Raw genomic sequence first — 23,256 nt, 5'->3', positions numbered from 1 at the left:
GACAAGATTCAGAACACGATGAACACGCTTCATTGCTCGACTTCCAGTACCGCAAGCTTGGGGGGCAAAGGCGAGAAGTAGCCGACCAGCAGCAACATCACGCCAATACCGATAAACGACACGATCCGCTCGATGCCCGTCACGTGCGACAGGTCAAACAGGAACAGTTTGATCACGGTCGCCGCCAGCAGACCGCCGCCCGCGAACCAGACGAAACGGCGCGCGCGCCGCGTCGCCCAGATCATCGTGGCCAGCGCACATAGCGTCCAGAATACCGAAACCGACGCCTGCACGAGCATGGAGTGCGACAAGGCGTCGAGCCGGTAAGGCACGTCGTACCCATGATGCAACGTTCGCAGCAACAATGCATTGAACCATAGGAACAGCGTTGCCAGCATGACGCCCTCGAACGCCCGTGATGGCCAGCGCACGTCCAGCTCGCGCACGCGTCGCAGCCACACCGCGCAGGCGACGAAGACCAGCATCTGCGCGACGTCGAGCGGATTCACGAGCGGCAGCCAGACGAGTGGCGCGGCGCTGCCGTCGCTGGTCACGCTGGCGACGCTCCACACCAGCAGCAACGCCGCCAGCGGCGCCGCGGCCCACAACTGATAGGCGCGCAGGTAGCGCGCCACTGGCCAGCGCAGGCGTTGCCCGACGCCTGCCAGCAACAGCAGCAACACGCCGAAACCGTATGCCCACGCGCTCCAGCTCCATGCGCCCTCGGGCACGTACGCGCGCAGGCCCCAGAAACCTTCGAGCGCGGCGAGCGCGCCGACCGTCCAGAACATCAGCGTATGCAGCGGCGCCAGCACGCGCTCGCTGGCGTCCTGTTCCTGACGCCACAGCAGCACGTAAGCGCCCACCGCGACGAGCGCGGCTGCCAGCCAGCCGTAGCCGGCAAGCGGCGCGCTGTTCAGCGCGTACAAGCCGATCGTCATCCAGGCGAGACACGGTGCGAGCGCCAAGGCCGGCCACTGCGCGAGCGGCCACCGCAACATGCGCGCCGCGCCGTGCGCGAGCCATGCGGTCAGCAGCGCAAACAGCGCGACGGCGGCAATCTGCGCGTGTGCGCGGTCGCCGGTGACATGGCGCGACGTATAGACGTCGATCTCGTTCAGCGCCCCGCCGATCCACCACAGGAGCCCCCACAACGCGGCGGCCGCGCCGAGCGCCGGCATCCACGGATACCAGGCACGCGCCTCGCTGCGGCCATGCAGACGCCAGCCCGTGAACATGCCGGCCACGCCGATCAGCACGGTCGCGATGTAGGCGCTGTTGAGCACCGGCAGCGCGGCCGCGTCACCGGACGGCAGCACCATGCCGACAACGAACGCGCCGGCCGCGCCCAGTTGCATCAGCACACCGAAACCGAACGCGACCAGGCGCCGCTGACGCACGCCGAGCCAGACGATGGCCGCGCCTTCGATGGCCCAGGTGGCGCTGGTGGTTGGGCCGGTGAAAGCGAGCGGCACGGCGAGCGTCGCGAAGATGATCGCGAGCGCGAGAGTCGCTTCGAACAACAGCTGCAGGCGCGCCCGGTCGCGCCGCAGCCAGGCGGCGATCGCGAGATAGAAAGCGGCGAACGCCACCGCGCTCCACGCGAGGCCGAACTCCGTGCCTTTCATCAGCGCGGCCTGCAGGCCGATCACGACCAGCGGCGTGCCGAACATGAGCGTGCCGTCGACGTAATGGCGGAGTGCGAGTTCGCGCTGCACGGCGTACAGCAAGGCGATGCCCACGTACATCAGGAAGAACAGAATCAGGAACGGCTCGGTGCTCGCGAACAGCTCGGGCCGATACGCCGTCACGCCCCACAGCACACCGATCGAAAACGTAAAGACGAAGCCGAGCAGATTCAGCGGACGCCACGCCTTGAACCAGGCGATGGCGAGAATGCCGGCATTGAGCAAAGCGTAGTAGCCGAACAGCAGCACATGGCTGCCGCCGCCCGTCGAGAGCAGGAGCGGCGCGAGAAAACCGCCCGCGCTACCCATGAACGCCAGCGCCGCCGCGTTTTGCCTGACCGCCAGAAACGCGCTCAACGCGCAGACCGCGATCATCATGGGCAAGGATGCGGCGACGGGCAGCAGATGATAGAGCCGCGTCGCCGCGAACACGGTGAGATACAGCGCGCCGACGCCGCCGCCCTGCAGCACGAGTCCGTAGGCTTGCTGGTTCTGTCGACGCTCGCCGATGCGCCAGCCCAGCGCAAGCAGCACCGTGGCGGCGAGCGCGACGCCGGCGAGTCGCAATTCGATCGGCAGAAGGCTATTGTCGGCCGCGTACTTGAGCAGGAAGGCGATACCGAAGAACAGCACGATGATGCCGACCCGCACGACCGTGTTGCCGCCGACCAGCCAGTCGCGCGCCGCCTGATAGAGACGTTGCCCGATGTTCGGGCCGCGAGGTGCAATGGGTTGAGCCGGCAGGTCCGGTTCGTGTGCGGATGGAGAGACCGGCATGCGCGGCACGGCGTCGGTTTGATGCGCGCTTTCGGCGGCCTGCGGCGCTATCGCGTAGTGTTCCGGAGCGGCGACGGTGCCTGCTCCTATGGGTGCGTCGGCCTGCGCATTCTCACTGGCCGCGGCGGCCGGTCCCGCGACACCCGAGCGCATCAGACGAATTTCTTCGCGCAGTGCCACGATCTCGCGTTCGAGCCAGGCGACGCGTACGCTGAGATCGGCGGACGGCTTCGGTGCGCCGGCGCCATCCACTGCGCCGGGCTCCCTCTGCACGGTGGGCGCCGACGCATCCGGTTTGCGTCTCAGATACCGGACGAGCGCAAAGCCGGCCACCGCGCCCGCGACTGCGCCAATGCCCACCGGGAAGTCGTTCGACAGCGCGGCGACCATGCCGAGCACCGCACCGAGCAGCGTGAATAGTACGCGCATCGCATCCCCCTGTTTATCGTCTTTTATAGCGATTTCCGTTTAACGGCACGGATGGAATTCAACTGGATGAAGCGTCGACCAGGTATCGAAAAACGAGCGAAAATCGGCGCGCAGAATACCATGTAAATGACGGGTGCCGGCTGCCCGAGGTGCGTCGTCGATCGCACAGCGGCGCGCGGGGCATGTCAGAATTCGGGTGGGCCACCAAGCCTCGATTTATCTGTTTTTTTATTCAAGGAAGCTTCAGTGGACATCAACAAACAGGTCGCGGCTCTCACCGCCTCGGAACTCCAGACCGCCGGCGCAAGTCAGGCAACGGCGATTGCCGTTAGCGTGCTGCTGCGTCATCTGCGCTCGCCCGAACTGGTGAAGCTGCTGTCGTCGGCATTCGAAAACCATCAGGCGGTCATGCTGCAAACGCCGTGGCCGGATCAGATGCTGCAGGCATTCGATTCGACGCGCCGCTTTCTCGAAGGCGCCGCGCAAGCCGAATTGCCGGGCGCGGAACCGCAAGCCCCGGCACCGGACGCCTGAGGGACGGGGCGGCGTATGCGCCGCTCCGGCGTTCATGTCATTTTGCGCGCCAGGCGATCCACAGTTTGCGCACCGGCGTCAGCGCGATGCTTTGATGCAGCACCTGATAGCCGTCGCGTTCGACTTCGTCGAGCAAGGCGAGAGCAAGTGCCGCAAGCGCGATCAAGGTGCGCTGTGAACGGCGCTCGGCAGCCGGAATGGCGGCGCGCGCCGAGGTCACGGCGTCGCGCGCGCGCTTCGTCTCGAAGCGCATGAGTTCCGTAAAGGCCTCGGTGTATTTGCGGTTGATCAGATCCGCGGCGGGCACCTTGAAGCGCTGCATTTCGTCGACGGGAATATAAATGCGGCCGTGGCGCGCGTCGTTGCCCGTTTCGGCGACGAACTGCGCGAGCATCAGCGCGTCACCGAGCGGCGCGGCCCAGCCTGCGGCCGCGTTTTTGTCCTTCGCGCTCGCGCGCGCCACGAGCGCCGCAAAGGTGCCGCCCACGCCTTGCACGTAGCGCCGCAGATTCGGATAGTCGAGATAGCGCGCCTGGTCGAGGTCGGTTTCGTAGCCGGCGAGCAAGGCCTGCAACGCCGGGGACTCCGCTTGCACGTCGGCGAGATAGGCGGCCAATGCTTTCGACACCGGATGCGAAGGCGTGCCCGCCGCCAGCGACGCGATTTCGTTCTGCCACCACGCGAGTTTCGTCCGACCGATGGACGGGTCGCTCGTTTCCTTGACCGTTTCTTCGAACTCGCGGCGCAGCGCGAACAGTGCGGTCAACAGCGGCTGGCTTGCTGCCGGCGCCTGGCGGAGCGCATAGTAAGTGCTCGATCCGGGCGGCGCCGCTTTCTGCTGGCAGTATTCGTCGAAATTCACGGGATTGAAATGTGGGAGGGCTGGCGTGGAGGGTGCACGGCGAGCGCCGGCATAGCCAAAAATTGTAGCATCGACGGCGCTCGCGGAGATGCCGGTGAAATGCAGACAAGCGCGATTCAATCGGTTAGAATCTCGCGCTTACGCTTTCGGACGCGGTATTCGACGTGTTCGCAGGCATGCAGGACATCGGGCAATTCGCGTAACGGCGAGCCCGGCTGCGAGGGTGGCGAAATTGGTAGACGCACCAGGTTTAGGTCCTGACGCCCGCAAGGGTGTAGGGGTTCGAGTCCCCTCCCTCGCACCACAAATCAAGGCCCGGAAGGCTTGTCGACATTGGGGTTTCCCTTGCTGATAAGGCTTTTCGGGCCTTCTCGTTTCCGGCTGCGTCTCTGGAGTGTGTCAATTCGCTGTGAAATAATAGCGAGATGCCACCCATGCCGACGTCACTACCCACCGGAGTCCGCCTACGCGGTTCCGTCTATCACCTGCGCGTCGGAATTCCTGACGACATACGCCACTTGTGGCCGCGCCGCAAAGACGGCTCCTTAGCCGTGGACGCTTACCGGGCGAGCCTGAAGACCTCAGACCGCAACGAAGCAGCAGCGAGGGCCCACGCGGTCATTGCGGAATTGAAGCGACAGTTTGAAGACAAGCGGGCTGGCATGCGCCCCGCTCCATTCACGCCGATCACTGACGAACTCATCGCCTATATATGCGACCGTGAGACGCGGACCATCTTGGCCTTTGACGACGGTCTGCGCTTCAACCCCGAAGAGTTTGCACAATTGATGCGCCAAGTAAGCCCAACAAAGCCTGGCTGGCTTTCGGGTGTACCGGTGCGGAATACGACTTGGGATGCTATCGGTAGTTACTTGGGAGATACCCAATACGAGCACCTCGCGGCGCTCCACCGCGCCATCGTCTATGGCATCAGGGCCGACCTGAGCAGGGGGCGACTCGACACAGCACAACACGCTGCGCAGCAAGCCTGTAAGTCGCTGGGCATTGTTGTAGATTGGGGGCAGCCGTCAGCACGCATGGCGCTCGCCCGTGTTATGCGTGCGGTCCTCAAGGCATGGGAAGGCGCGGAAGCCCGCGACAGCGGGGAAGCCGTAGCGACGCCCGTGGAGCCTAAGAAACCCGTGACCGTCATTGCGCCCGAGAAGCCCGTTACCCTGCGTGATGTGATCCCGAATTGGATTACACGCAACACGCCTAAACAAGACTCAATCCGACGCGCGACGAGGGCCGTAACGATGTTTGAGCAGGTGGTCGGGGTCAAGCCACTGGCTGACCTTACCAAGTCGAATGGGGCGGCGTTCGTTCGGTTTCTGCTGGACCCCGAGCGCAAGATCGTGCGCAAGACTGCCTCAAACATTGCCGCAGCAATCACGGCGATGCTGAACGTCGCGGTGAAAGACGACCTCCTTGCCTCAAACCCTTTCGACCTCACATTCGACAAGACGATAGGGTCGCAAAAGCGCGAACCGTGGACGGATGATGAGTTGAAACTGATGCTCTCCAGTTCTCTATTCACCGACCAAATGGCCCAGACCCCCCGCTGGCAGAAGGTGGATGCCGAGGACGGCAGAGCACTTCTACTCATACTGCTTCACACGGGCGCACGTATTGGCGAAGTGGCGCAATTAAGGCGTGAAGACTTTGTCAGGCGTAGTGGCCTTACTGCGTTTCGGTTCACCGTTGAAGCGGGGGACATTAAGAATTCCGAGTCGGAGCGTACTACGCCGCTGGCGCAGCACCTCTTGGACAACCCTTGGTTCTCAGCTTGGCTCTCGAACACTTTAGGCGGGACCGGTCCAGCGTTTCCCTCATTCTGTGGGCGGGCAAATCCCCCAGGCGACATCGCGGGTAGATGGTTTCTGAAATTCCGGGAAGTCACTGGGCTTCCGCCAGGAGACCTGAAGGGTTCCCATCGGTTCAGGCATTCCCTGCGCACTTGGCTGAGCGCGACGAACGGCGAGAAGCGCAGCAGAAGCGAGATGCCCTCAACGCCCGCCGTCGCCGCAATGCCGCAATGCAATTCCGCAGGTCCGGCTCTACGACATTAGTGCCTTTACGAAACCTTGCGGCCTCAGTCCGAATTCGAACGGAAACCCATCAGCGACTAATGGGCGAAGGCTTCTGCGGATCGGACTGGGCGTATGACGAAGAGTCCGGGTGTGTTCGTTGCCGTCGCCGCAACATTCGGAAAGACCACCCGGACAGCGAAGTCTGGTTTGATGTTGGGGCGTTGGCGCTCGGGTTGCGGGACGGCGACGAATACCGCGTGGACGACCCGTTTGACCTGATGACGCTTCGCCTCATCAGCTAGAGACTGTGCGGCCACTTGTATTGCAGACCTCAGTTCCAGCATTACTTACGTCTACTTGTAAAATGTTTGTCTGAGCCGCCCAAATCGGCCTGAGATTAAAAACATTAAACCGGGGGTACCAAATGCATGCGATTCTGGAGGCACTTTGCGTCGAGTTAGATCAACTGGCAGCACAGGTCAAAAGTTCGATTCCAAATGATGAGCCGTTTGGGATTGCGCACGGGAACTGGAGTTTCGCGGCGCTAACGCGGCCCGAATTAGTGGAGGCAGCGGCCTCTATTGCGACGATGATCCGCGAGCGAGGCGGGGATTCCGTAGCGGATAACGAAACGAGACTGAACGACTACGTTCGCCGACTCCAGTTTCTAAAGGCTAGTACCGTTCCCAACATTTGGGGAAGCCCCGCGCAAGGTGTTCCCGCCTATATGCTCACGCTTGACGGATTGCGGCGTGCGCTTTTGCCAGTACTTACTAATGATCCAAACCTTGAAAATGCGGCGGCAGTAAGGCGTCTAGCAACGCAAATAAGGGCGATGGAAGCGCGGGTCAAAGGTCTTGAGCCGAGGTCTGTGGCCCTTGCTGACATGGTGGAACGCATCGAAAGCGCGTACAACACCGCCGATCAATTGCCGACAGACTTGGAGACCTTGGCCGAGTCCCGCCAAAAGGTACAAGAATTATTACGTGAATCGGAAAGGGACCGAGCGCATCTTTCGTCGGCTCGCGAGGAAGCTGACGGTCTCAGCACCCAACTTAAGGAAAACGCAGACGAGGCTGCCGCCGTTCTTGCTCGATGTGAGTCCGCATACTCAGCGGCAACCAGCCAAGGGCTAGCAGCGGCTTTTGCGGAGCGTTCAAAGACGCTTGATAGGTCTATGTGGGCATGGGTTGGCGGGTTGGTTCTAGCTCTTGTGTTGGGTGGACTTCTCGGAGCGAGACAACTGCACCAATTGTCGGAATTGATTAAAGACCCGGCGACCAAGGGCGGCCTACTGTCACTCGATATAGTCTTGTCGCTGCTATCTGTAGGGGCACCTGTTTGGTTTGCTTGGTTAGCGACAAAACAGGTGGGGCAGCGTTTTAGACTTTCCGAGGACTATGCATTCAAAGCGTCAATCTCTCGGGCTTACGAAGGGTATCGACGCGAAGCAGCACGCATTGATACCGACCTAGAGGCGAGTTTGCTCGCATCTGCGCTCAATCGCCTTGATGAGCTTCCGCTGCGGCTGGTTGAGACCGCTACACACGGAAGTCCGTGGCACGAACTGCTATCTTCCGACGTCGTTAAGGATGCGACAAAGACGGTCCCTGGATTCGCTGGGAAAGTAGTGGATATGGCAAGCGAAGCGCTTTCCCGACTTGGCAAGCCGAAAGCGGACGCAGGCGCGACAAGCGCTTTGCTTAAGCAAACATCCGACGCCGACACGTGATAAGCTTAGGGCTGTGTCAATTTAGACAGCGATGTGACACGACACACTCCCCGGAAAGCCTTGATTTACCGTGTATGCGGCGGGGTTCGAGTCCCCTCCCTCGCACCATCTGATTGCAGCGGAAAACCCCGTTAAGTCTTTGACTAACGGGGTTTTTTGTTTTCGAGCGACCGTGCCGGCGCCCGTCCGTTCAGCAGAACTCTCGGCGCGCACAGACGCTACACCCGCAGCAACGGCAAAGGCTCGAAGCGCTGCTGCAGAATCGCCGACGAGTCCAGCCCCCACCACGGTCCCAGCACAGTCGCGTAAAGCTGCCGGAAATCGACGCCCACGGGCAGGTTGCCATTGCCGTCGAGCCGCGCGAGTTCGGGCGCCACGCCATACAGGCCGCCCCGCACACGCCCGCCCGTGACGAAGTGCGGCGCGACCGTGCCGTGATCGGTGCCATTGCTCTGATTTTCGCGCGGACGCCGCCCGAACTCGGCATACGTCATCACGAGCGTATCGTCCCAGCGGCCAAGTTCGACGAGCGCCGACTTCATGGCCGCCAGACCTTCGGCCAGTTGCCGCAGCAACGCAGCCTGCTGCCCCGGCTGATTCTGGTGGGTATCGAAACCATTCAACGTGAGACGGATCACCGCGACGCCCTGTGTGGCGTCGGCCGGAACAATCTTGCCTTGCGCGTCGCCGGCGGCGAGCACCTGCATCGCGGTCTTGACCGACGTACCGAACGCGCCGCCCGGAAATGCCGTCTTCAATGGCGCCTGCACCTGGGTGGGACGTAGACGGTCGGCCGCTTTGACGATGTCGTTTTCCACGTCGAGAATATGCGCCAACTCCGGATTGCGCTCATGCAAGGACACCGGCGTGGCGAGTCGCGAAGCCTTCACGAATTGCGCCGGATTGACGAGCGCGATCGCCCGTGCGCCGTTGGCGAGCGGACCCATCTCGGCGCTGCCGATCACCACGCCGTCGGCGACGAAACCCGCGGGCACCGGCGTCTGCGCAAAAGCGCGCGAGAGCCAGCCTTCACGCAGATACTGATCGGAGCGCGACGCGGTGTCCCAGATTTCGATGGAACGGAAGTGCGACAGATTCGGCTGCGCGTAGCTCACGCCCTGCACGATCGCGAGCTGCTGACTCTGCCAGAGCGGCATGAGCGCCTGCAACGACGGATGAAGCGCCGTGCGCTCGTCGAGCTGGATGGCCTGCTCGCGTTTGATGCCGATGTTCTTGCGCAGCTGATAGTACGCAGGGTCGGCGAACGGTATCACGGTATTCAGGCCGTCGTTGCCGCCCTTCAACTCGACGAGGATCAGCAGATTGCCGTAGCCGCTATAGCGAGCCCCGCCGGCGCCCATCGAGGCCTGAGCGGCGAACGCGCGCGGCAGCCAGAGCGTTGCCCCGGCGGCTGCGCCTATCGAGAGGAAATGGCGTCTCTTCATGCTGCACCTCGTTCTATTGTCTGGCGGGCCAATTTGAGCCGGCTCACTTGAGCTGATAAGCCGGGTCCATCAGCAATGCCTGCAGATACGCGCTCGCTGTCGAACCGGTTTCGATGGCGTCGACCGGCGCGAGCGGCAGCACGGCGTGCTGCATCTGAAGTTCGGCCGACAGACCCGGCTTCGCCGTCGGCGTCGTGTTGTAGTGCGTGAGCCAGGTGTCGATGTCGAAGCGTACTCCGCCCCGCCCCATTGCGCCGATACGCGCCGCCGCCCGCCGCATCGGCTGGCCGGTTTGCGTGCCGCCCATGCTGGCATCCGCGCGCTTCGGACCCACCGCCTCGGTTGCGCGGAACAGCTGCTCGACGAACTGCTTGCGTGCGAGCAGCGTGGAGCTGTTGATCCACGTCGTGCCGCCCGGCCATCCTTTGACGTTCGGCGGATAGAACAGGTTCTCGCCGAGCGCGCGAATCTGCGTGGCGAACGGCGCCGTGTTGTCGTAGCCGATGTCGAAGGCGCGCAAGGTTCCCACCACGAACTCGGCCGGCGACTTCACCAGCACGCCGCGATCGTCGTCCTGCCAGAAGGCGTCGCTCAGGATCAGCGCGCGCAACGCGACCTTGATGTCGTAGTGGCTCGCGCGGAACTGCGCGGCGATCGGCGCGATGCGGGCGGGGTCCGGCGTGTCGGAGACGAACTCGCGCCACAGCTTGGCCGTCACGAAGCTCGCCGTCTCCGGCTGCGCGAGCAGAATGTCGAGCACCTGATCGCCGTCGAACTCACCGGTTCGTCCAAGCACGGTCTTGACGCCGTCGTCGTGCTGATTGGCGCGCCACACGTAGGCTTCGGTGTCGGGATCGAGACTCCAGCCGGTGTACGCCCTTGCGGCCTCCGACACGTCCTGCTGGCTGTAATGCCCTTCGCCGAGCGAGAACAGTTCCATCACCTCGCGCGCGAAGTTTTCGTTCGGCCTGCCTTTGCGATTGCTGGCGCCGTCGAGATAGCGCAGCATCGCTGGATCTTTCGCGACCGCATGCAGCAGGTCGCCGAAGTTGCCGAGCGCGTCCCGCCGCAACAGCATGTTCTGTTGCGCCATCAGTTGCGGAAACGGCACCTTGTCCTGACCGGACGTGAAATGGTTATGCCAGAAGAGCGTCATGCGCTCGGTGAGCGGCGAAGGCGTGGTCAGCATCTCGCGCACCCACCACGCGCGTAATACTTCGTAACGCTGAACCCGCAGACGCTGATCGTCGCGACGCTGATCGACCGTCCACGCCTTGCGCACTTCGCGAGCCGGAACGGGTTCGAGCACCCAGTCCGGCAGCGGCGTGACGGCTTCGGTCCGGGTGGATGCCAGTACTTTATCGACGGCCTGCTCGCGCGTGAGTCCGACGTATCGCGCGAGTTCGGCGCTGTCCGGCGCAAAGCCCACACGGGTCAGAAAGAAACGGGCGTCGTCGGCGTCGAGCAGATCCTGCGCGCTGTTCGATGCCTGCGCCACGGAGGCACCGGCACGACGCTTCGGATGCGCTGCGCTGGAAGGACCGCTGGAGGAAATGCTGGAGACGTTCTGAGCGCCGGCATGCGCGTTGGCATGGGAAGCTGCGGGCTGGCCTTCCTGAGCGAAGACCGGGCCACTGCACAAAATGGTAATGGTCGCTGTAACAGTTACTGCAACCCTGTGCCCGCGATTACCTGTTGTCGGCCGTTTGATCATCGCAGTCCCGTTCACGAAGCGTCGTGGAAATAACGTGCACTCGTGCGATGTGCACAGTGCCATGTCGATTGAACGACAGAACGGACGGGATAGTTGACGCAGAAGTGAAACGAAATCTTTCAGGCGAACCGCGGGCGAGAACTCGCCGCAGTGCAGCAGGCACGAAAATCGCTAACGCTTATACAGTTCACGGACGGCGTCTTCGATATGCTGCCGTAACAAACGCCGTTCGTCGGGCGTCATATGACCGTCACGGCGACGTTGATCGAGATCGGGGGGAACTGCGGTGCGCAACATGACGTCAGAAGCGGGACGCTCGACGTTCGGATCATGGCGGTTGGTCCGGCCGTTACCCGGATGCGAGCCGCGTACGTTCGCTGCTCTGTCGGCTGAAGGCTGGGCGTGGGCGAGCGTTGGTCCCAGTGAGCCCGCGAGCGTGCCGGCAACTGCCAGCGCAATGACGCTCAGGCGCACATTCGGCCAAACCCCTCCCTTCATGTTGTTCCCTTCGTGGCGCGGCAACCGGCTACCTCAAATGCGTATGCAAACCCCGGTAACGAGCCGGGTGCGAGAGTTTTAGTCGAGTGAAGTATCCACCGAACAGCCGCATTCAGTAAAGGAGTCTACCTGCGCGTGCTTTACGTCGTGCCACAGTGCGGGTAAATTTTGTAACTGACTGTAACCCGGTAAATGATGCAACCGCGCACCCCTTTCTAATCGCGCTAAGATGCCGACCATGGAAACTAAAAACCCTTCGAAAATCCTCGTCGTCGACGACGATCCACGCCTGCGCGATCTGCTGCGCCGCTACCTCGGTGAACAGGGCTTCAATGTCTATGTCGCCGAGAATGCGCCGTCCATGAACAAGCTCTGGGTGCGTGAGCGTTTCGACCTGCTGGTGCTCGACCTGATGCTGCCCGGCGAGGACGGCCTGTCGATCTGCCGCCGTCTGCGCGGCAGCAACGACCGTACGCCGATCATCATGCTGACGGCCAAGGGTGAAGACGTCGACCGTATCGTCGGGCTCGAAATGGGCGCCGACGACTATCTGCCCAAGCCGTTCAATCCGCGCGAACTGGTTGCACGGATTCACGCGGTGCTGCGCCGTCAGTCGCCCTCGGAATTGCCGGGCGCGCCGTCGGAGACCACCGAAGTATTCGAGTTCGGCGAGTTCGCACTCAATCTCGCCACGCGCACGCTCACCAAGGCCGGCCAGGAAATTCCGCTCACCACGGGCGAGTTCTCGGTGCTCAAGGTGTTCGCGCGTCATCCGCGTCAACCGCTCTCGCGTGAAAAGCTGATGGAACTCGCGCGCGGCCGTGAATACGAAGTGTTCGACCGTAGTCTCGACGTGCAGATTTCGCGTCTGCGCAAGCTCATCGAGCCTGATCCGGGCAGTCCGCGTTTCATCCAGACGGTCTGGGGTCTCGGCTACGTGTTCATTCCCGACGGTGCAGCCTGAGTTTGTTTTCACCTCCTGTGTCGACTGATGTAAGCGCTTTGGCTGTCCAACCGGGTCCGCGCGCGAACGCGCGGGCTTCGGTGCAATACGAAGCGCCCGCGTCGGTCCCCACCACGATAGTTGCCGATAAGAAGGGCCCATGCGGATCGACCGGCGCCTCCTGACGCTCGCGTTCGGTGGCCTTTTCTGGCGGACCTTTCTGTTGATCGCACTGTTGATCGCAGTGAGTCTCGCCGCGTGGTCGCAGAGCTTCCGGATGATCGAACGCGAGCCGCGCGCGCAGCGTGTGGCCTTGCAACTGGTCGCCATCGTCAAGCTCACGCGCACCGCACTCCTCTATTCCGATCCCGACCTGCGGCGCGCGCTGCTGCAGGATCTGGAGAGCAATGAAGGCGTGCGCGTCTACCCACGCGAAACCACCGACAAGTACAAGCTCCAGCCGGACGAAATGCTGAACCGGCTGATCGAACACGACATCCGCGGACGCCTCGGCGACGACACGGTCATCGCGCAGAGCGTCAACGACATCTCAGGCGTTTGGATCAGCTTCAAGATCGACGACGACGACTACTGGGTCGCGCTCGACCGCGATCAGCTCGATAACGCGACCGGTTTGCAGTGGGCCGGCTGGGGCGTGTTCGCGCTCGGTTTGTCGCTGTTCGGCGCGGCGTTCATCACCAGTCTGGTGAACCGGCCGTTTGCGCGCCTCGCCATGGCCGCGCGGAAGGTGGGCTCCGGGCAGTCGCCCGAGCCCCTGCCCGAACGCGGCATGGGGGTGGCCGCCGAAACCAATCGAAGCTTCAACCAGATGGTCCAGGATCTCGAACAGCTCGAGGCCGACCGCGCGCTGATGCTCGCCGGTATCTCGCACGATCTGCGCACGCCGCTCGCGCGTCTGCGGCTCGAAACCGAAATGAGCCCGTCGGACCAGTCCACCAAAGATGCCATGGTGGACGACATCGAACAGATGGACATGATCATCGGCCGCTTCCTCGATTACGCGCGGCCCGTGCAGCGCACGCCGGAACCGGTCGATCTCTCCGTGATCGCGGGCGAACTCGCCGCGCGCATGCAGAGCGAAGACAGCATGCGCCTGATCACGCGCCTCGCGCCGTCGGCCGTCATCGAAGCCGACGAAACCGATATGCGGCGCGTGGTCGGCAATCTGCTGGAAAACGCCCGCAAATACGGTCTGAGCGACGGCGACGGCATTCCGCACGTGATTCTCGAAACACGCGTGTCGCATTCGCGGGTGGAGCTGTCCGTGGTCGACGGCGGCCCCGGCATTCCCGAAGATCAGCTGGCACTCGTCACACGGCCGTTCTATCGCGTGGATACGGCGCGCACCCAGGCCAACGGCACGGGTCTCGGCATGGCCATCGTGCAACGGCTGGTGGGCCGCTATCGCGGCGCGCTGCGGCTGCGCAATCGCACGCCGGGACCGGGGCTCGAAGTCACCATCGAGTTCCCGCTCGCCAAGGGCGCCTGAGCGCAACCTACCCAGGACGCATTCTTTGCGCAGTCCTTCGCGCAAAGAATGCGCAGCTGGACGTGCACCGGCATATCACCCTCGTACGTGCCTGCGTATTCATCTTCATACGCGCCTGCATACGCACCGTCACACGCACCTTCATACGCACCGTCGACGCACCTTCAGGCGCTTTCACCCCCCCAATCCCCAGCACGTCGCGCCGCAACCGATCGTTGCGTTGGATACCAACTCCTCAGCCCGGTAGCCAAAAACTACTGGCCGAACAATTCCCGGCAACTATAGTCAGAACCTGTAACGCGCTCGTTATATCGGGCTCGTAGCCTTGAGCATGCTGTTTTTTTCCTCTCACGAAGGAGCATTCGCATGAAAACCGTTGGCGATAAAGTCGAAGCGTTCACCGTCACTGCTGCCAAGCCGGGCTTTAACCATCACGAAGAAAACGGCGTGTCGGCATTTGAAGAAATCACGGAGCAGTCGTTTCCGGGCAAGTGGAAGATCGTCTACTTCTACCCGAAAGACTTCACGTTCGTGTGCCCGACCGAAATCGTCGAATTCGGCAAGCTCGCCAAAGACTTCGAAGAACGCGATGCCGTGCTGATGGGCGGCAGCGTCGACAACGAGTTCGTGAAGCTGGCGTGGCGTCGCGAGCACAAGGACCTGAGCAAGCTGAACCACTATGCGTTCGGTGACGTGAAGGGCGAACTCATCGACCAGCTCGGCGTGCGTGACAAGGAAGCCGGCGTGGCGCTGCGTGCCACCTTCATCATCGATCCGGACAACACGATCCAGCACGTGTCGGTGAACAACCTGAACGTGGGCCGCAATCCCGAAGAAGTGCTGCGCATTCTCGACGGTCTGCAAACCGACGAGTTGTGTCCTTGCAACCGTTCGGTGGGCGGCGCCACGCTTTAAGCCGCGCCGTCGGAAGCCCGCCGAGCTCGCAGGAGCCGCGGGCTTTTTTTATCGACACACGCAAAGGAGATGGCCATGGAATTCCTGTCTTCCATCAAGGCGCTCGTCCCGGACTATGCCAAGGACATCCGGCTGAATCTGGACGGCACCATCGCGCGCTCGTCGCTCGAAGGCAATGACGCGGTGGGCGTGGCGCTCGCCGCGGCGTTCGCCGCGAAAAGCACGGTGATCGTCGACGCGATCCGCAATGGCGGCGTGCTCTCGCCGGAAGAAACCAACGGCGCCCTCACCGCCGCCGCGCTGATGGGCATGAACAATGTCTGGTATCCGTACGTCGAGATGACCGGCAGCGCGGACCTCAAGTCGCAGCCGGCGCAGTTGCGCATGAATGCCTATGCGTCGCACGGCGGCGTGGACAAGCGGCGCTTCGAGATGTATGCGCTGGCGGCATCGATTATCGGCAAATGTCACTTCTGCGTGAAATCGCACTTCGATACGCTGGTGGCGGAAGGCATGAGTTCGACGCAACTGCGCGACGTGGGACGGATCGCCGCGGTGGTCAACGCCACCGCGCAATGTATCGCCGCGGAAGGGAAATAGTGGCGTACGCAGTGGCGCGTGCAACGGCGTGCGCAGCGGCGCGTGCAACGGCGTGCGCGCCCAACCCATTCGGGCGGGACGCGCGCACAGCAAACCAAAAAGATCAGTTCTTGATGAGCAGCACGGCCGCCTGGGCTTCGATACCCTCGCCTCGGCCGAGATAGCCGAGCTTTTCGTTGGTCTTCGCTTTCACGTTGACGCGATCGAGCGGCAGTTCGAGGTCCGCCGCGATGTTCGCACGCATACCGTCGATATGCGGAGCGAGCTTCGGTGCCTGCGCCACGACGCTGCTATCGACGTTGGCAATCGAAAAGCCCGCCGCCTTCACGCGCGCAAAACATTCGCGCAACAGAACACGGCTATCCGCGCCGGCGAATTTCGCATCGGTATCGGAGAAGTGGCGACCGATGTCGCCCATCGCCGCCGCGCCGAAAATCGCATCCGTGATGGCGTGCAGCAGCACGTCCGCATCCGAATGTCCGAGCAGACCGCGTTCGTAGGGAATCGTCACGCCGCCGATGATCAACGGACGTCCCGGCACGAGCGCATGCACGTCGTACCCCTGGCCAATTCTGAAATCCATATGCAATGAGTCCGTGTTGTTCACCAAAAATAATTCAGCAAAATGAGCGAGCGAAACAGGTCAGTGAACCACGCCGATGAGACCGGCACCGGATCCTGACCAAAGACAGATCACGAAGCCGCAACCGGCCGGCTGAGAATTGCCTCGGCCAGATCGAAGTCTTCCGGATAAGTGACCTTGAAGTTGCGCAAGCTGCCCTGCACCAGCTTCGGCGCATGACCGAGCCATTCGATCGCGCTCGCCTCGTCGGTCAGATCGTGACCGTCGGCCTGCGCCCGCAGAATCGCCTCGCGCAGCATGCCGATGCGGAACATCTGCGGCGTCTGCGCCTGCCAGAGTCCGTCGCGCGCTTCGGTGCGGGCAATCCGGTTGTCGGTGGACGCCGCGTCGATACGCTTGAGCGTGTCGGCCACCGGCAGAGCCATGATGCCGCCCACGGCGTCGTCCTTGAGCGCGCCGACCAGCGTGCGGATCAGCGCCGGCGTGATGCCGGGACGCGCGGCGTCGTGCACCAGCACCCAGTCGTCGTCGTGAGCACCGAACTCGGCCAGCGCGTGCAGACCGTTGAGCACCGACGCCTGACGCGAGGCCCCGCCCGCGCGACGCACCGCAAAACGCAGGTTGTTGAAGCGGCGGGCGTCGAAGTGCTGGTCGTCCGGCGCGATCACCACCAGCGTCTGGGCGAACTCGCTGCAGGCGTCGAACGCCGCCAGCGAATAATGCAACATGTCGCGACCGGCGACAGTGCGGTATTGTTTGGGCATCGCGGCGCCGGAACGGCTGCCGGTGCCAGCGCACGGAATCAGGGCAAAAAGACGGGAAGTCACGAGTGCGGATGCCGCGAGGTCAAAGTAAAGGACGGATTTTATAATAGGTCCTTCGCATCCACGCCCCGACACGCGTAAACTTGCCGCTCACGTGTGAGCCCGAGGCCGCTTTTTCCTTCTATGCCAGACATCGCCGCATCATCGCAGTTCTCCCCGCCCGTCGCGCTCGTCAAGGCCGGCCAGCGTTTTGCCTTCGACGGCACGCACGGCTCGTCCGACGCGCTGCTGATCGCCCGCTACCATCTCGCCTACCGCGAGAAGGTGCCGCTGCTGGCGGTCGTCTGCGAAAGCGCGGTCGACGCGCAGCGCCTGTCGCAGGAAATCGGCTTTTTCGCCCCGGAAGCGCGCGTGCGCCTGCTGCCCGACTGGGAAACGCTGCCTTACGACACCTTTTCGCCGCACCAGGATCTGGTCTCCGAGCGTCTCGCCACCCTGCACGACCTCGGCGAAGGCCGCTGCGACATCCTGCTGGTGCCCGCCACCACGGCGCTCTACCGCATGCCGCCGGCGTCGTTCATGGCGGCCTATACCTTCGCGTTCTCGCAAGGCGAGCGTCTGGACGAAGCCAAGCTGAAGGCACAGTTGACGCTCGCCGGCTACGAACACGTGAGCCAGGTGGTGCGTCCGGGCGAATACTGCGTACGCGGCTCGCTGCTCGATCTTTTCCCGATGGGCTCGCCCTTGCCCTACCGGATCGACCTGTTCGACGACCAGGTCGACTCGATCCGCGCGTTCGACCCGGACACGCAGCGCAGCCTGTATCCGGTCAAAGACGTGCGCCTCTTGCCGGGCCGCGAGTTTCCCTTCGACGAAGCCGCGCGCACGGCCTTTCGCAGCCGCTGGCGCGAGACCTTCGAGGGCGACCCGAGCCGCGCGTCGATCTATAAAGACATCGGCAACGGCGTGCCGTCGGCCGGCATCGAATACTATCTGCCGCTTTTCTTCGAGGAAACGGCCACGCTGTTCCACTATCTGCCGGAAGGCGCGCAACTCGCGTTCGTCGGCGATCTGGACGCGGCGATCCGGCGCTTCACCAACGACACGAAGCAGCGCCACAACTTCCTCTCGCACGACCGCGACCGGCCGATTCTCGAACCGAAGCGCCTGTTCCTGACAGACGAAGACTTCTTCACTTTCGCCAAGCCTTTCGCGCGCCTTCAGTTGCCCGCCAACGCGGGCGGCGGCTGGTCGATCCCATTGCCCAATCTGGCGATCGACCGTCACGCGGACGATCCGATCGCCGCCCTGCGCGCCTATCTGGACAGCACGCCGAACCGCGTGCTGTTCGCCGCCGAATCGGCGGGACGGCGCGAAACGCTGCTGCAACTGCTGGCCGACAATCATCTGCGCCCCACGTCGAGCGACAGTTTCCAGGAGTGGCTGAGCAGCGACGCGCGTTTCTCGCTGGGCGTCGCGCCGCTCGCCAACGGCTTTGCCGTGCCGGTCGACGGCATTGCGATCATCACCGAAACGGAAATTTACGGGCCGCTCGCGCGCCGCGCGGGACGCCGCCGCCAGGAACAGGCGAGCAACGTCGATTCGATGGTGCGCGATCTGTCCGAGCTGAAGGTCGGCGATCCGGTCGTGCATTCGCAGCACGGCATCGGCCGGTACATGGGCCTCGTGACCATGGACCTCGGCGAGGGCGAGACCGAGTTCCTGCACCTCGAATACGCGGGCGAGAGCAAGCTGTACGTGCCGGTCGCGCAACTCCACGTGATCTCGCGCTATAGCGGCGCCGATCCGGAAAGCGCGCCGCTGCATTCGCTCGGTTCCGGCCAGTGGGAAAAGGCCAAGCGCAAGGCAGCGCAGCAGATCCGCGACACCGCGGCCGAACTGCTGAACCTGTACGCGCGCCGCGCCGCGCGCGAAGGTCACGCGTTCCCGCTCGAACCGAAAGACTACGTGAAGTTCGCCGAGAGCTTCGGCTTCGAGGAAACGCCCGACCAGGCGGCGGCCATCGCCGCCGTGATCGGCGACATGACGAGCGGCAAACCGATGGACCGTCTCGTGTGCGGCGACGTCGGTTTCGGCAAGACCGAGGTCGCGCTGCGCGCCGCGTTCATCGCCGTGATGGGCGGCAAGCAGGTCGCCCTGCTCTCGCCCACCACGCTGCTTGCCGAACAGCACACGCAAACCTTCACGGACCGCTTCTCCGACTGGCCGGTACGCATCGCCGAACTCTCGCGCTTCAAGTCGGCCAAGGAAGTGAGCGCGGCGATCCAGCAGATCAACGAAGGCACCGTGGACATCGTGATCGGCACGCACAAGCTGCTGTCGTCCGACGTGCAGTTCAAGCGCCTCGGCCTCGTGGTCATCGACGAAGAACATCGCTTCGGCGTGCGTCAGAAAGAGGCGCTGAAGGCCTTGCGCGCCGAGGTGGATGTGCTCACCCTCACCGCCACGCCGATCCCGCGTACGCTCGGCATGGCGCTCGAAGGACTGCGCGATTTTTCGGTCATCGCCACCGCGCCGCAAAAGCGCCTCGCGATCAAGACCTTCGTGCGTCGCGAAGAAGACAGCGTGATTCGCGAAGCCATGCTGCGCGAGCTCAAGCGCGGCGGTCAGGTGTACTTCCTGCACAACGAGGTCGAGACCATCGAGAACCGCCGGCAGATGCTCGAGGCACTCGTGCCCGAAGCACGCATCGCAGTCGCTCACGGCCAGATGCACGAACGCGAACTCGAACGCGTGATGCGCGATTTCGTCGCGCAACGCGCCAACGTTCTGCTGTGCACGACCATTATCGAAACCGGCATCGACGTGCCGAGCGCGAACACCATCCTGATTCACCGCGCCGACAAATTCGGCCTTGCGCAATTGCACCAGTTGCGTGGCCGCGTGGGCCGCTCGCATCACCAGGCGTATTCGTATCTGCTCGTGCATGACCCGCAAGGTCTCACCAAGCAGGCGCAACGCCGTCTCGAAGCCATCCAGCAGATGGAAGAACTCGGCTCGGGCTTCTATCTCGCCATGCACGACCTGGAAATTCGCGGCACGGGCGAAGTGCTGGGCGACAAGCAATCCGGCGAGATTCACGAGATCGGCTTCCAGCTCTACACGGACATGCTCAACGACGCCGTGAAAGCGCTCAAGGAAGGCAAGGAGCCCGATCTCACCGCGCCGCTCGCCGCTACCACCGAGATCAACCTGCATGCGCCCGCCATCTTGCCGGCGGACTATTGCGGCGACGTGCAGGAGCGTTTGTCGCTCTACAAGCGGCTCGCCAATTGCGAACACAGCGATTCGATCGACAGCATCCAGGAAGAGTTGATCGACCGCTTCGGCAAGTTGCCGCCGCAAGCGCATGCGCTGGTGGAAACGCATCGTCTGCGTCTTGCCGCGAAGCCGCTGGGCATTTCGAAGATCGACGCGGGCGAAGCGGTGATCGGCTTGCAGTTCATCCCCAATCCGCCGATCGACGCCATGCGGATCATCGAGATGGTGCAGAAGCACAAGCACATCAAGCTCGCCGGTCAGGACAAGCTGCGCATCGAAACCCGCAGCCCCGACCTCGCCGTGCGCGTGGCGACGGTGAAGGAAACCTTGCGCGCGCTCGGCACGCCGAGTCGCGGCACCGCTTCTCCCGCCGCGGCGCGCTAAGCTCGACGTGGCGCTGCGCTGACATGGCCGTCGGCGCAGCACGATAAAAACGCGCTACGTCTGGCCGTTTTTCGCTCATGCTGCGGTGCGCAAACGCGTTCCGCAGCATACGGGGCGATTTTTTTTGGGTATGATCGAAAGACTTAAAAGCTGGAGTCTTGTCATGTCCTACGTCGCTGATTCAGCGCAGTCCTCGTCAACACCCGCCTCCGCTCAAGCCTCATCTGCTGCAAATCCCGCCTCGCTCCCCTGGGTCACCCGCCTCGTGTCGATGGACACGGTGAGCCGCAATCCGAATCTCGGCCTGATCGAAACCGTGCGCGACGAACTGCGCGCCGTCGGCATCGAAGCCACCCTCACGCACGACCAGCGCGACGGCAAATGGGCCAACCTGTTCGCCACGATTCCCGCCCACGACGGCGAAACCAGCGGCGGCGTGGTGCTCTCGGGCCACACCGACGTCGTGCCCGTGGACGGCCAGCAATGGGACAGCGATCCCTTCAAGCCCGAAGTGCGCGGCGACAAACTCTACGGTCGCGGCACCTGCGACATGAAAGGCTTCATCGGCGCGGCGCTCGCGATGGTGCCCGAGATGCAGCGCACCAAACTCGCGAGGCCGATTCACTTCGCCCTCTCGTTCGACGAAGAAGTGGGCTGCGCCGGCGCGCCGCTCCTGATCGCCGATCTGATGAAGCGCGGCGTGAAACCGGACGGCTGCATCGTCGGCGAACCGACCAGCATGCGGCCGATCGTGGCGCACAAGGGCATCAATGCGTATCAGTGCTGCGTGCGCGGCCAGGCGGCGCATTCGTCGCTCACGCCGAAAGGCCTGAACGCCATCGAATACGCCGCGCGCCTGATCTGCTATATCCGCGACATGGCCGATCAGTTCCGCGAGCAAGGCCCGTTCGACGAACTCTACGACGTACCTTTCACGACCGCGCAAACCAGCACGATCGTGGGCGGCAATGCGATCAACACGGTGCCGGCCGAGTGCAAATTCCAGTTCGAATTCCGCAATCTGCCCACGCTCGACCCGGAACCGATCTTCGCGCGCATCGACCAGTACGCCCGCGAAACGCTGCTGCCGAAGATGTTGCGCGAGCATCCTTCCGCCGCGATCGAGATCACCAAAATCGCCGCGGCGCCGGGGCTCGATTCGTCTGAACAAGCGGCCATCACGCAACTCGTGCGCGCGCTCACCGCCGATCAGGACAAGCGCAAAGTCGCGTACGGCACCGAGGCCGGTCTGTTCTCGCTGGCCGGCATTCCGAGCATCGTGTGCGGCCCCGGCGACATCCAGCAGGCGCACAAGGCCAATGAATTCGTGGCGCTGGATCAACTCGTGGCATGCGAGCGCTTCCTGCAGAAATTCATTCACAGCATGTCGGTCGAGGCCCACGCGCACTGAAACTGCGCGCGCCGAAACGAGTCATAGACATATCGAGGCAATCCACTGCAACACGCCTAGCCGCGCGCTCAAAGCCATGTCAACCGCTACACCGCAGCACACCGACCACACGATCGACGGCGAGCCGATCCCCACGCTGGACGACATCGCCACGCAGCATTTTGCGTTGACGCCGTGGGTCGTGCGAACGCCGGTGTTCGACCGGCAGGACTTCCCGTCGCTCGAAGGCACGGTGGTCAATTTCAAGTTCGAGTTGTTGCAGGCAAGCGGCAGTTTCAAGGCGCGCGGCGCGTTCACCAACCTGCTCGCACTCGACGAAGCGCAACGCAGCGCGGGCGTCACGTGCGTGTCGGGCGGCAATCATGCGGTGGCCGTGGCGTACGCGGCCATGCGCCTCGGCATCAGCGCGAAGGTGGTGCTGTTCCACGCGGCGAACCCTGCGCGCATCGCGCTGTGCCGGCAGTATCGCGCCGACATCGTATTCGCCGACAACATCGCCGAAGCGTTCGATCTCGTGCGTCGCATCGAAGCCGAAGAAGGCCGCGTGTTCGTGCATCCGTTCAACGGCTATCGCACGGTGCTGGGTTCGGCCACGCTCGGCTACGAATGGGCCACGCAAACGCCCGATCTCGACGCGGTGATCGTGCCCATCGGCGGCGGCGGGCTTGCGGCCGGCGTGTCCACCGCCATGCGCCTCGCCAATCCGAACGTGCATGTGTATGGCGTGGAGCCCGAAGGCTCGGACGCAATGGGCAAGAGTTTCGCGGCCAATCACACCATCAAGATGGGTCACATGCACACCATCGCCGATTCGCTGGCCGCGCCGCATACCGAGCAATACAGCTACGAACTGTGTCGCCGCCATATCGACCAGCTCGTCACCGTATCCGACAACCAGCTGCGCTCGGCCATGCTGACCTTGTTCGGACAACTGAAGCTGGCCGTCGAGCCCGCTTGTGCCGCTGCTACCGCGGCCTTGCTCGGACCGCTGCGCGAAACCTTGCAAGGCAAACGCGTGGGCGTTCTGCTTTGCGGCACCAACACCGACCCGGTCACTTTTGCCACGCACATCGAGCATGCGCGTCATGGTGAGTCACACTTTCCAGAATAAAAATCAATCCTCACATTCCCGGCCAAAAGACTAGCCTATCCTTA

18 protein-coding genes and 1 tRNA gene are annotated in these 23,256 nt (G+C 63.1%); 12 read left to right on the top strand and 7 right to left on the bottom strand.

Features of this window, described 5'->3' with window-relative positions; all coding sequences use genetic code 11:
* Positions 1-29: 29 nt before the first annotated feature.
* Entirely contained in the window at positions 30-2,894 is a 2,865-nt protein-coding gene (locus P3T18_RS19255) for a DUF2339 domain-containing protein (protein ID WP_429301536.1), read from the bottom strand.
* 246 nt (positions 2,895-3,140) lie between these two features.
* Between P3T18_RS19255 and P3T18_RS19250 the strand changes: the two genes are divergently transcribed.
* On the top strand, positions 3,141-3,428 hold the full coding sequence (locus tag P3T18_RS19250; protein WP_429301535.1) for a hypothetical protein: 288 nt from the start codon (positions 3,141-3,143) through the stop codon (positions 3,426-3,428).
* Between the two features lie 37 nt (positions 3,429-3,465).
* On the opposite strand, the gene P3T18_RS19245 is transcribed toward P3T18_RS19250, so the two are convergent.
* A complete protein-coding gene (locus P3T18_RS19245) occupies positions 3,466-4,290 on the bottom strand; it encodes a squalene/phytoene synthase family protein (RefSeq protein WP_429301534.1) in 825 nt (274 codons plus the stop codon).
* Between the two features lie 217 nt (positions 4,291-4,507).
* Here P3T18_RS19245 and P3T18_RS19240 point away from each other — a divergent pair.
* The 4 genes from P3T18_RS19240 (at position 4,508) to P3T18_RS19225 (ending at position 8,052) form a co-directional block, all read left to right on the top strand.
* A tRNA-Leu gene (locus P3T18_RS19240) sits at positions 4,508-4,594 on the top strand.
* A 121-nt stretch (positions 4,595-4,715) separates the two neighbouring features.
* Positions 4,716-6,359 carry a DUF6538 domain-containing protein gene (locus tag P3T18_RS19235; protein WP_429301533.1) on the top strand — a complete coding sequence of 548 codons (1,644 nt, stop codon included), beginning with the start codon at positions 4,716-4,718 and terminating at the stop codon, positions 6,357-6,359.
* 59 nt (positions 6,360-6,418) lie between these two features.
* A complete protein-coding gene (locus P3T18_RS19230) occupies positions 6,419-6,622 on the top strand; it encodes a hypothetical protein (protein ID WP_429301532.1) in 204 nt (67 codons plus the stop codon).
* Between the two features lie 122 nt (positions 6,623-6,744).
* Entirely contained in the window at positions 6,745-8,052 is a 1,308-nt protein-coding gene (locus P3T18_RS19225; protein ID WP_429301531.1) for a hypothetical protein, read from the top strand.
* A 218-nt stretch (positions 8,053-8,270) separates the two neighbouring features.
* On the opposite strand, the gene P3T18_RS19220 is transcribed toward P3T18_RS19225, so the two are convergent.
* The 3 genes from P3T18_RS19220 to P3T18_RS19210 form a co-directional block, all read right to left on the bottom strand.
* Positions 8,271-9,497, bottom strand: coding sequence for a DUF1501 domain-containing protein (locus P3T18_RS19220; protein ID WP_429301530.1), 1,227 nt, complete (start codon positions 9,495-9,497; stop codon positions 8,271-8,273).
* A gap of 43 nt (positions 9,498-9,540) precedes the next feature.
* On the bottom strand, positions 9,541-11,211 hold the full coding sequence (locus P3T18_RS19215) for a DUF1800 domain-containing protein (protein ID WP_429301529.1): 1,671 nt from the start codon (positions 11,209-11,211) through the stop codon (positions 9,541-9,543).
* 171 nt (positions 11,212-11,382) lie between these two features.
* A complete protein-coding gene (locus tag P3T18_RS19210) occupies positions 11,383-11,709 on the bottom strand; it encodes a hypothetical protein (RefSeq protein ID WP_429301528.1) in 327 nt (108 codons plus the stop codon).
* 229 nt (positions 11,710-11,938) lie between these two features.
* Here P3T18_RS19210 and ompR point away from each other — a divergent pair, with 229 nt between their 5' ends.
* The 4 genes from ompR (at position 11,939) to P3T18_RS19190 (ending at position 15,677) form a co-directional block, all read left to right on the top strand.
* On the top strand, positions 11,939-12,673 hold the full coding sequence (gene ompR, locus P3T18_RS19205) for a two-component system response regulator OmpR (RefSeq protein ID WP_006048917.1): 735 nt from the start codon (positions 11,939-11,941) through the stop codon (positions 12,671-12,673).
* Between the two features lie 139 nt (positions 12,674-12,812).
* On the top strand, positions 12,813-14,162 hold the full coding sequence (locus tag P3T18_RS19200) for an ATP-binding protein (protein WP_429301527.1): 1,350 nt from the start codon (positions 12,813-12,815) through the stop codon (positions 14,160-14,162).
* A gap of 366 nt (positions 14,163-14,528) precedes the next feature.
* Positions 14,529-15,077 carry a peroxiredoxin gene (locus P3T18_RS19195; protein ID WP_429301526.1) on the top strand — a complete coding sequence of 183 codons (549 nt, stop codon included), beginning with the start codon at positions 14,529-14,531 and terminating at the stop codon, positions 15,075-15,077.
* Between the two features lie 75 nt (positions 15,078-15,152).
* Complete coding sequence (locus P3T18_RS19190; protein WP_429301525.1) at positions 15,153-15,677, top strand: carboxymuconolactone decarboxylase family protein; 525 nt, start codon at positions 15,153-15,155, stop codon at positions 15,675-15,677.
* A gap of 103 nt (positions 15,678-15,780) precedes the next feature.
* Here P3T18_RS19190 and ispF read toward each other — a convergent pair whose 3' ends face one another.
* Both ispF and ispD read right to left on the bottom strand, forming a co-directional pair.
* Positions 15,781-16,260, bottom strand: coding sequence for a 2-C-methyl-D-erythritol 2,4-cyclodiphosphate synthase (gene ispF / locus P3T18_RS19185; RefSeq protein ID WP_429301524.1), 480 nt, complete (start codon positions 16,258-16,260; stop codon positions 15,781-15,783).
* 110 nt (positions 16,261-16,370) lie between these two features.
* Entirely contained in the window at positions 16,371-17,087 is a 717-nt protein-coding gene (gene ispD / locus P3T18_RS19180; RefSeq protein WP_429301523.1) for a 2-C-methyl-D-erythritol 4-phosphate cytidylyltransferase, read from the bottom strand.
* A 120-nt stretch (positions 17,088-17,207) separates the two neighbouring features.
* On the opposite strand from ispD, the gene mfd reads away from it, so the two are divergent.
* The 3 genes from mfd to P3T18_RS19165 all read left to right on the top strand — a co-directional run bounded on the left by mfd (position 17,208) and on the right by P3T18_RS19165 (position 23,212).
* Complete coding sequence (mfd, locus tag P3T18_RS19175; protein WP_429301522.1) at positions 17,208-20,690, top strand: transcription-repair coupling factor; 3,483 nt, start codon at positions 17,208-17,210, stop codon at positions 20,688-20,690.
* Positions 20,691-20,853: 163 nt separating this feature from the next.
* Positions 20,854-22,101 (top strand): acetylornithine deacetylase, encoded by a 1,248-nt coding sequence (gene argE, locus P3T18_RS19170; protein WP_429301521.1) that lies wholly within the window; start codon positions 20,854-20,856, stop codon positions 22,099-22,101.
* 76 nt (positions 22,102-22,177) lie between these two features.
* Positions 22,178-23,212, top strand: coding sequence for a threonine/serine dehydratase (locus tag P3T18_RS19165; protein ID WP_429301520.1), 1,035 nt, complete (start codon positions 22,178-22,180; stop codon positions 23,210-23,212).
* Positions 23,213-23,256: the final 44 nt, after the last annotated feature.

This window comes from Paraburkholderia sp. GAS199, from assembly GCF_050436585.1.
Classification (GTDB): Bacteria; Pseudomonadota; Gammaproteobacteria; order Burkholderiales; family Burkholderiaceae; genus Paraburkholderia.
Note: the sequence above shows the minus strand (reverse complement) of the source record. Positions and strands in the feature narration are given on the sequence as shown.

Coding starts and splice junctions, on each gene's coding strand:
- P3T18_RS19230 (WP_429301532.1), top strand. CDS start 6,419: ATGGGCGAAGGCTTCTGCGGATCGGACTGGGCGTATGACGAAGAGTCC.
- P3T18_RS19225 (WP_429301531.1), top strand. CDS start 6,745: ATGCATGCGATTCTGGAGGCACTTTGCGTCGAGTTAGATCAACTGGCA.
- P3T18_RS19165 (WP_429301520.1), top strand. CDS start 22,178: ATGTCAACCGCTACACCGCAGCACACCGACCACACGATCGACGGCGAG.
- ompR (WP_006048917.1), top strand. CDS start 11,939: ATGCCGACCATGGAAACTAAAAACCCTTCGAAAATCCTCGTCGTCGAC.
- P3T18_RS19255 (WP_429301536.1), bottom strand. CDS start 2,894: ATGCGCGTACTATTCACGCTGCTCGGTGCGGTGCTCGGCATGGTCGCC.
- P3T18_RS19215 (WP_429301529.1), bottom strand. CDS start 11,211: ATGATCAAACGGCCGACAACAGGTAATCGCGGGCACAGGGTTGCAGTA.
- P3T18_RS19200 (WP_429301527.1), top strand. CDS start 12,813: ATGCGGATCGACCGGCGCCTCCTGACGCTCGCGTTCGGTGGCCTTTTC.
- ispF (WP_429301524.1), bottom strand. CDS start 16,260: ATGGATTTCAGAATTGGCCAGGGGTACGACGTGCATGCGCTCGTGCCG.
- argE (WP_429301521.1), top strand. CDS start 20,854: ATGTCCTACGTCGCTGATTCAGCGCAGTCCTCGTCAACACCCGCCTCC.
- P3T18_RS19220 (WP_429301530.1), bottom strand. CDS start 9,497: ATGAAGAGACGCCATTTCCTCTCGATAGGCGCAGCCGCCGGGGCAACG.
- mfd (WP_429301522.1), top strand. CDS start 17,208: ATGCCAGACATCGCCGCATCATCGCAGTTCTCCCCGCCCGTCGCGCTC.
- P3T18_RS19235 (WP_429301533.1), top strand. CDS start 4,716: ATGCCACCCATGCCGACGTCACTACCCACCGGAGTCCGCCTACGCGGT.
- P3T18_RS19190 (WP_429301525.1), top strand. CDS start 15,153: ATGGAATTCCTGTCTTCCATCAAGGCGCTCGTCCCGGACTATGCCAAG.
- P3T18_RS19210 (WP_429301528.1), bottom strand. CDS start 11,709: ATGAAGGGAGGGGTTTGGCCGAATGTGCGCCTGAGCGTCATTGCGCTG.
- P3T18_RS19195 (WP_429301526.1), top strand. CDS start 14,529: ATGAAAACCGTTGGCGATAAAGTCGAAGCGTTCACCGTCACTGCTGCC.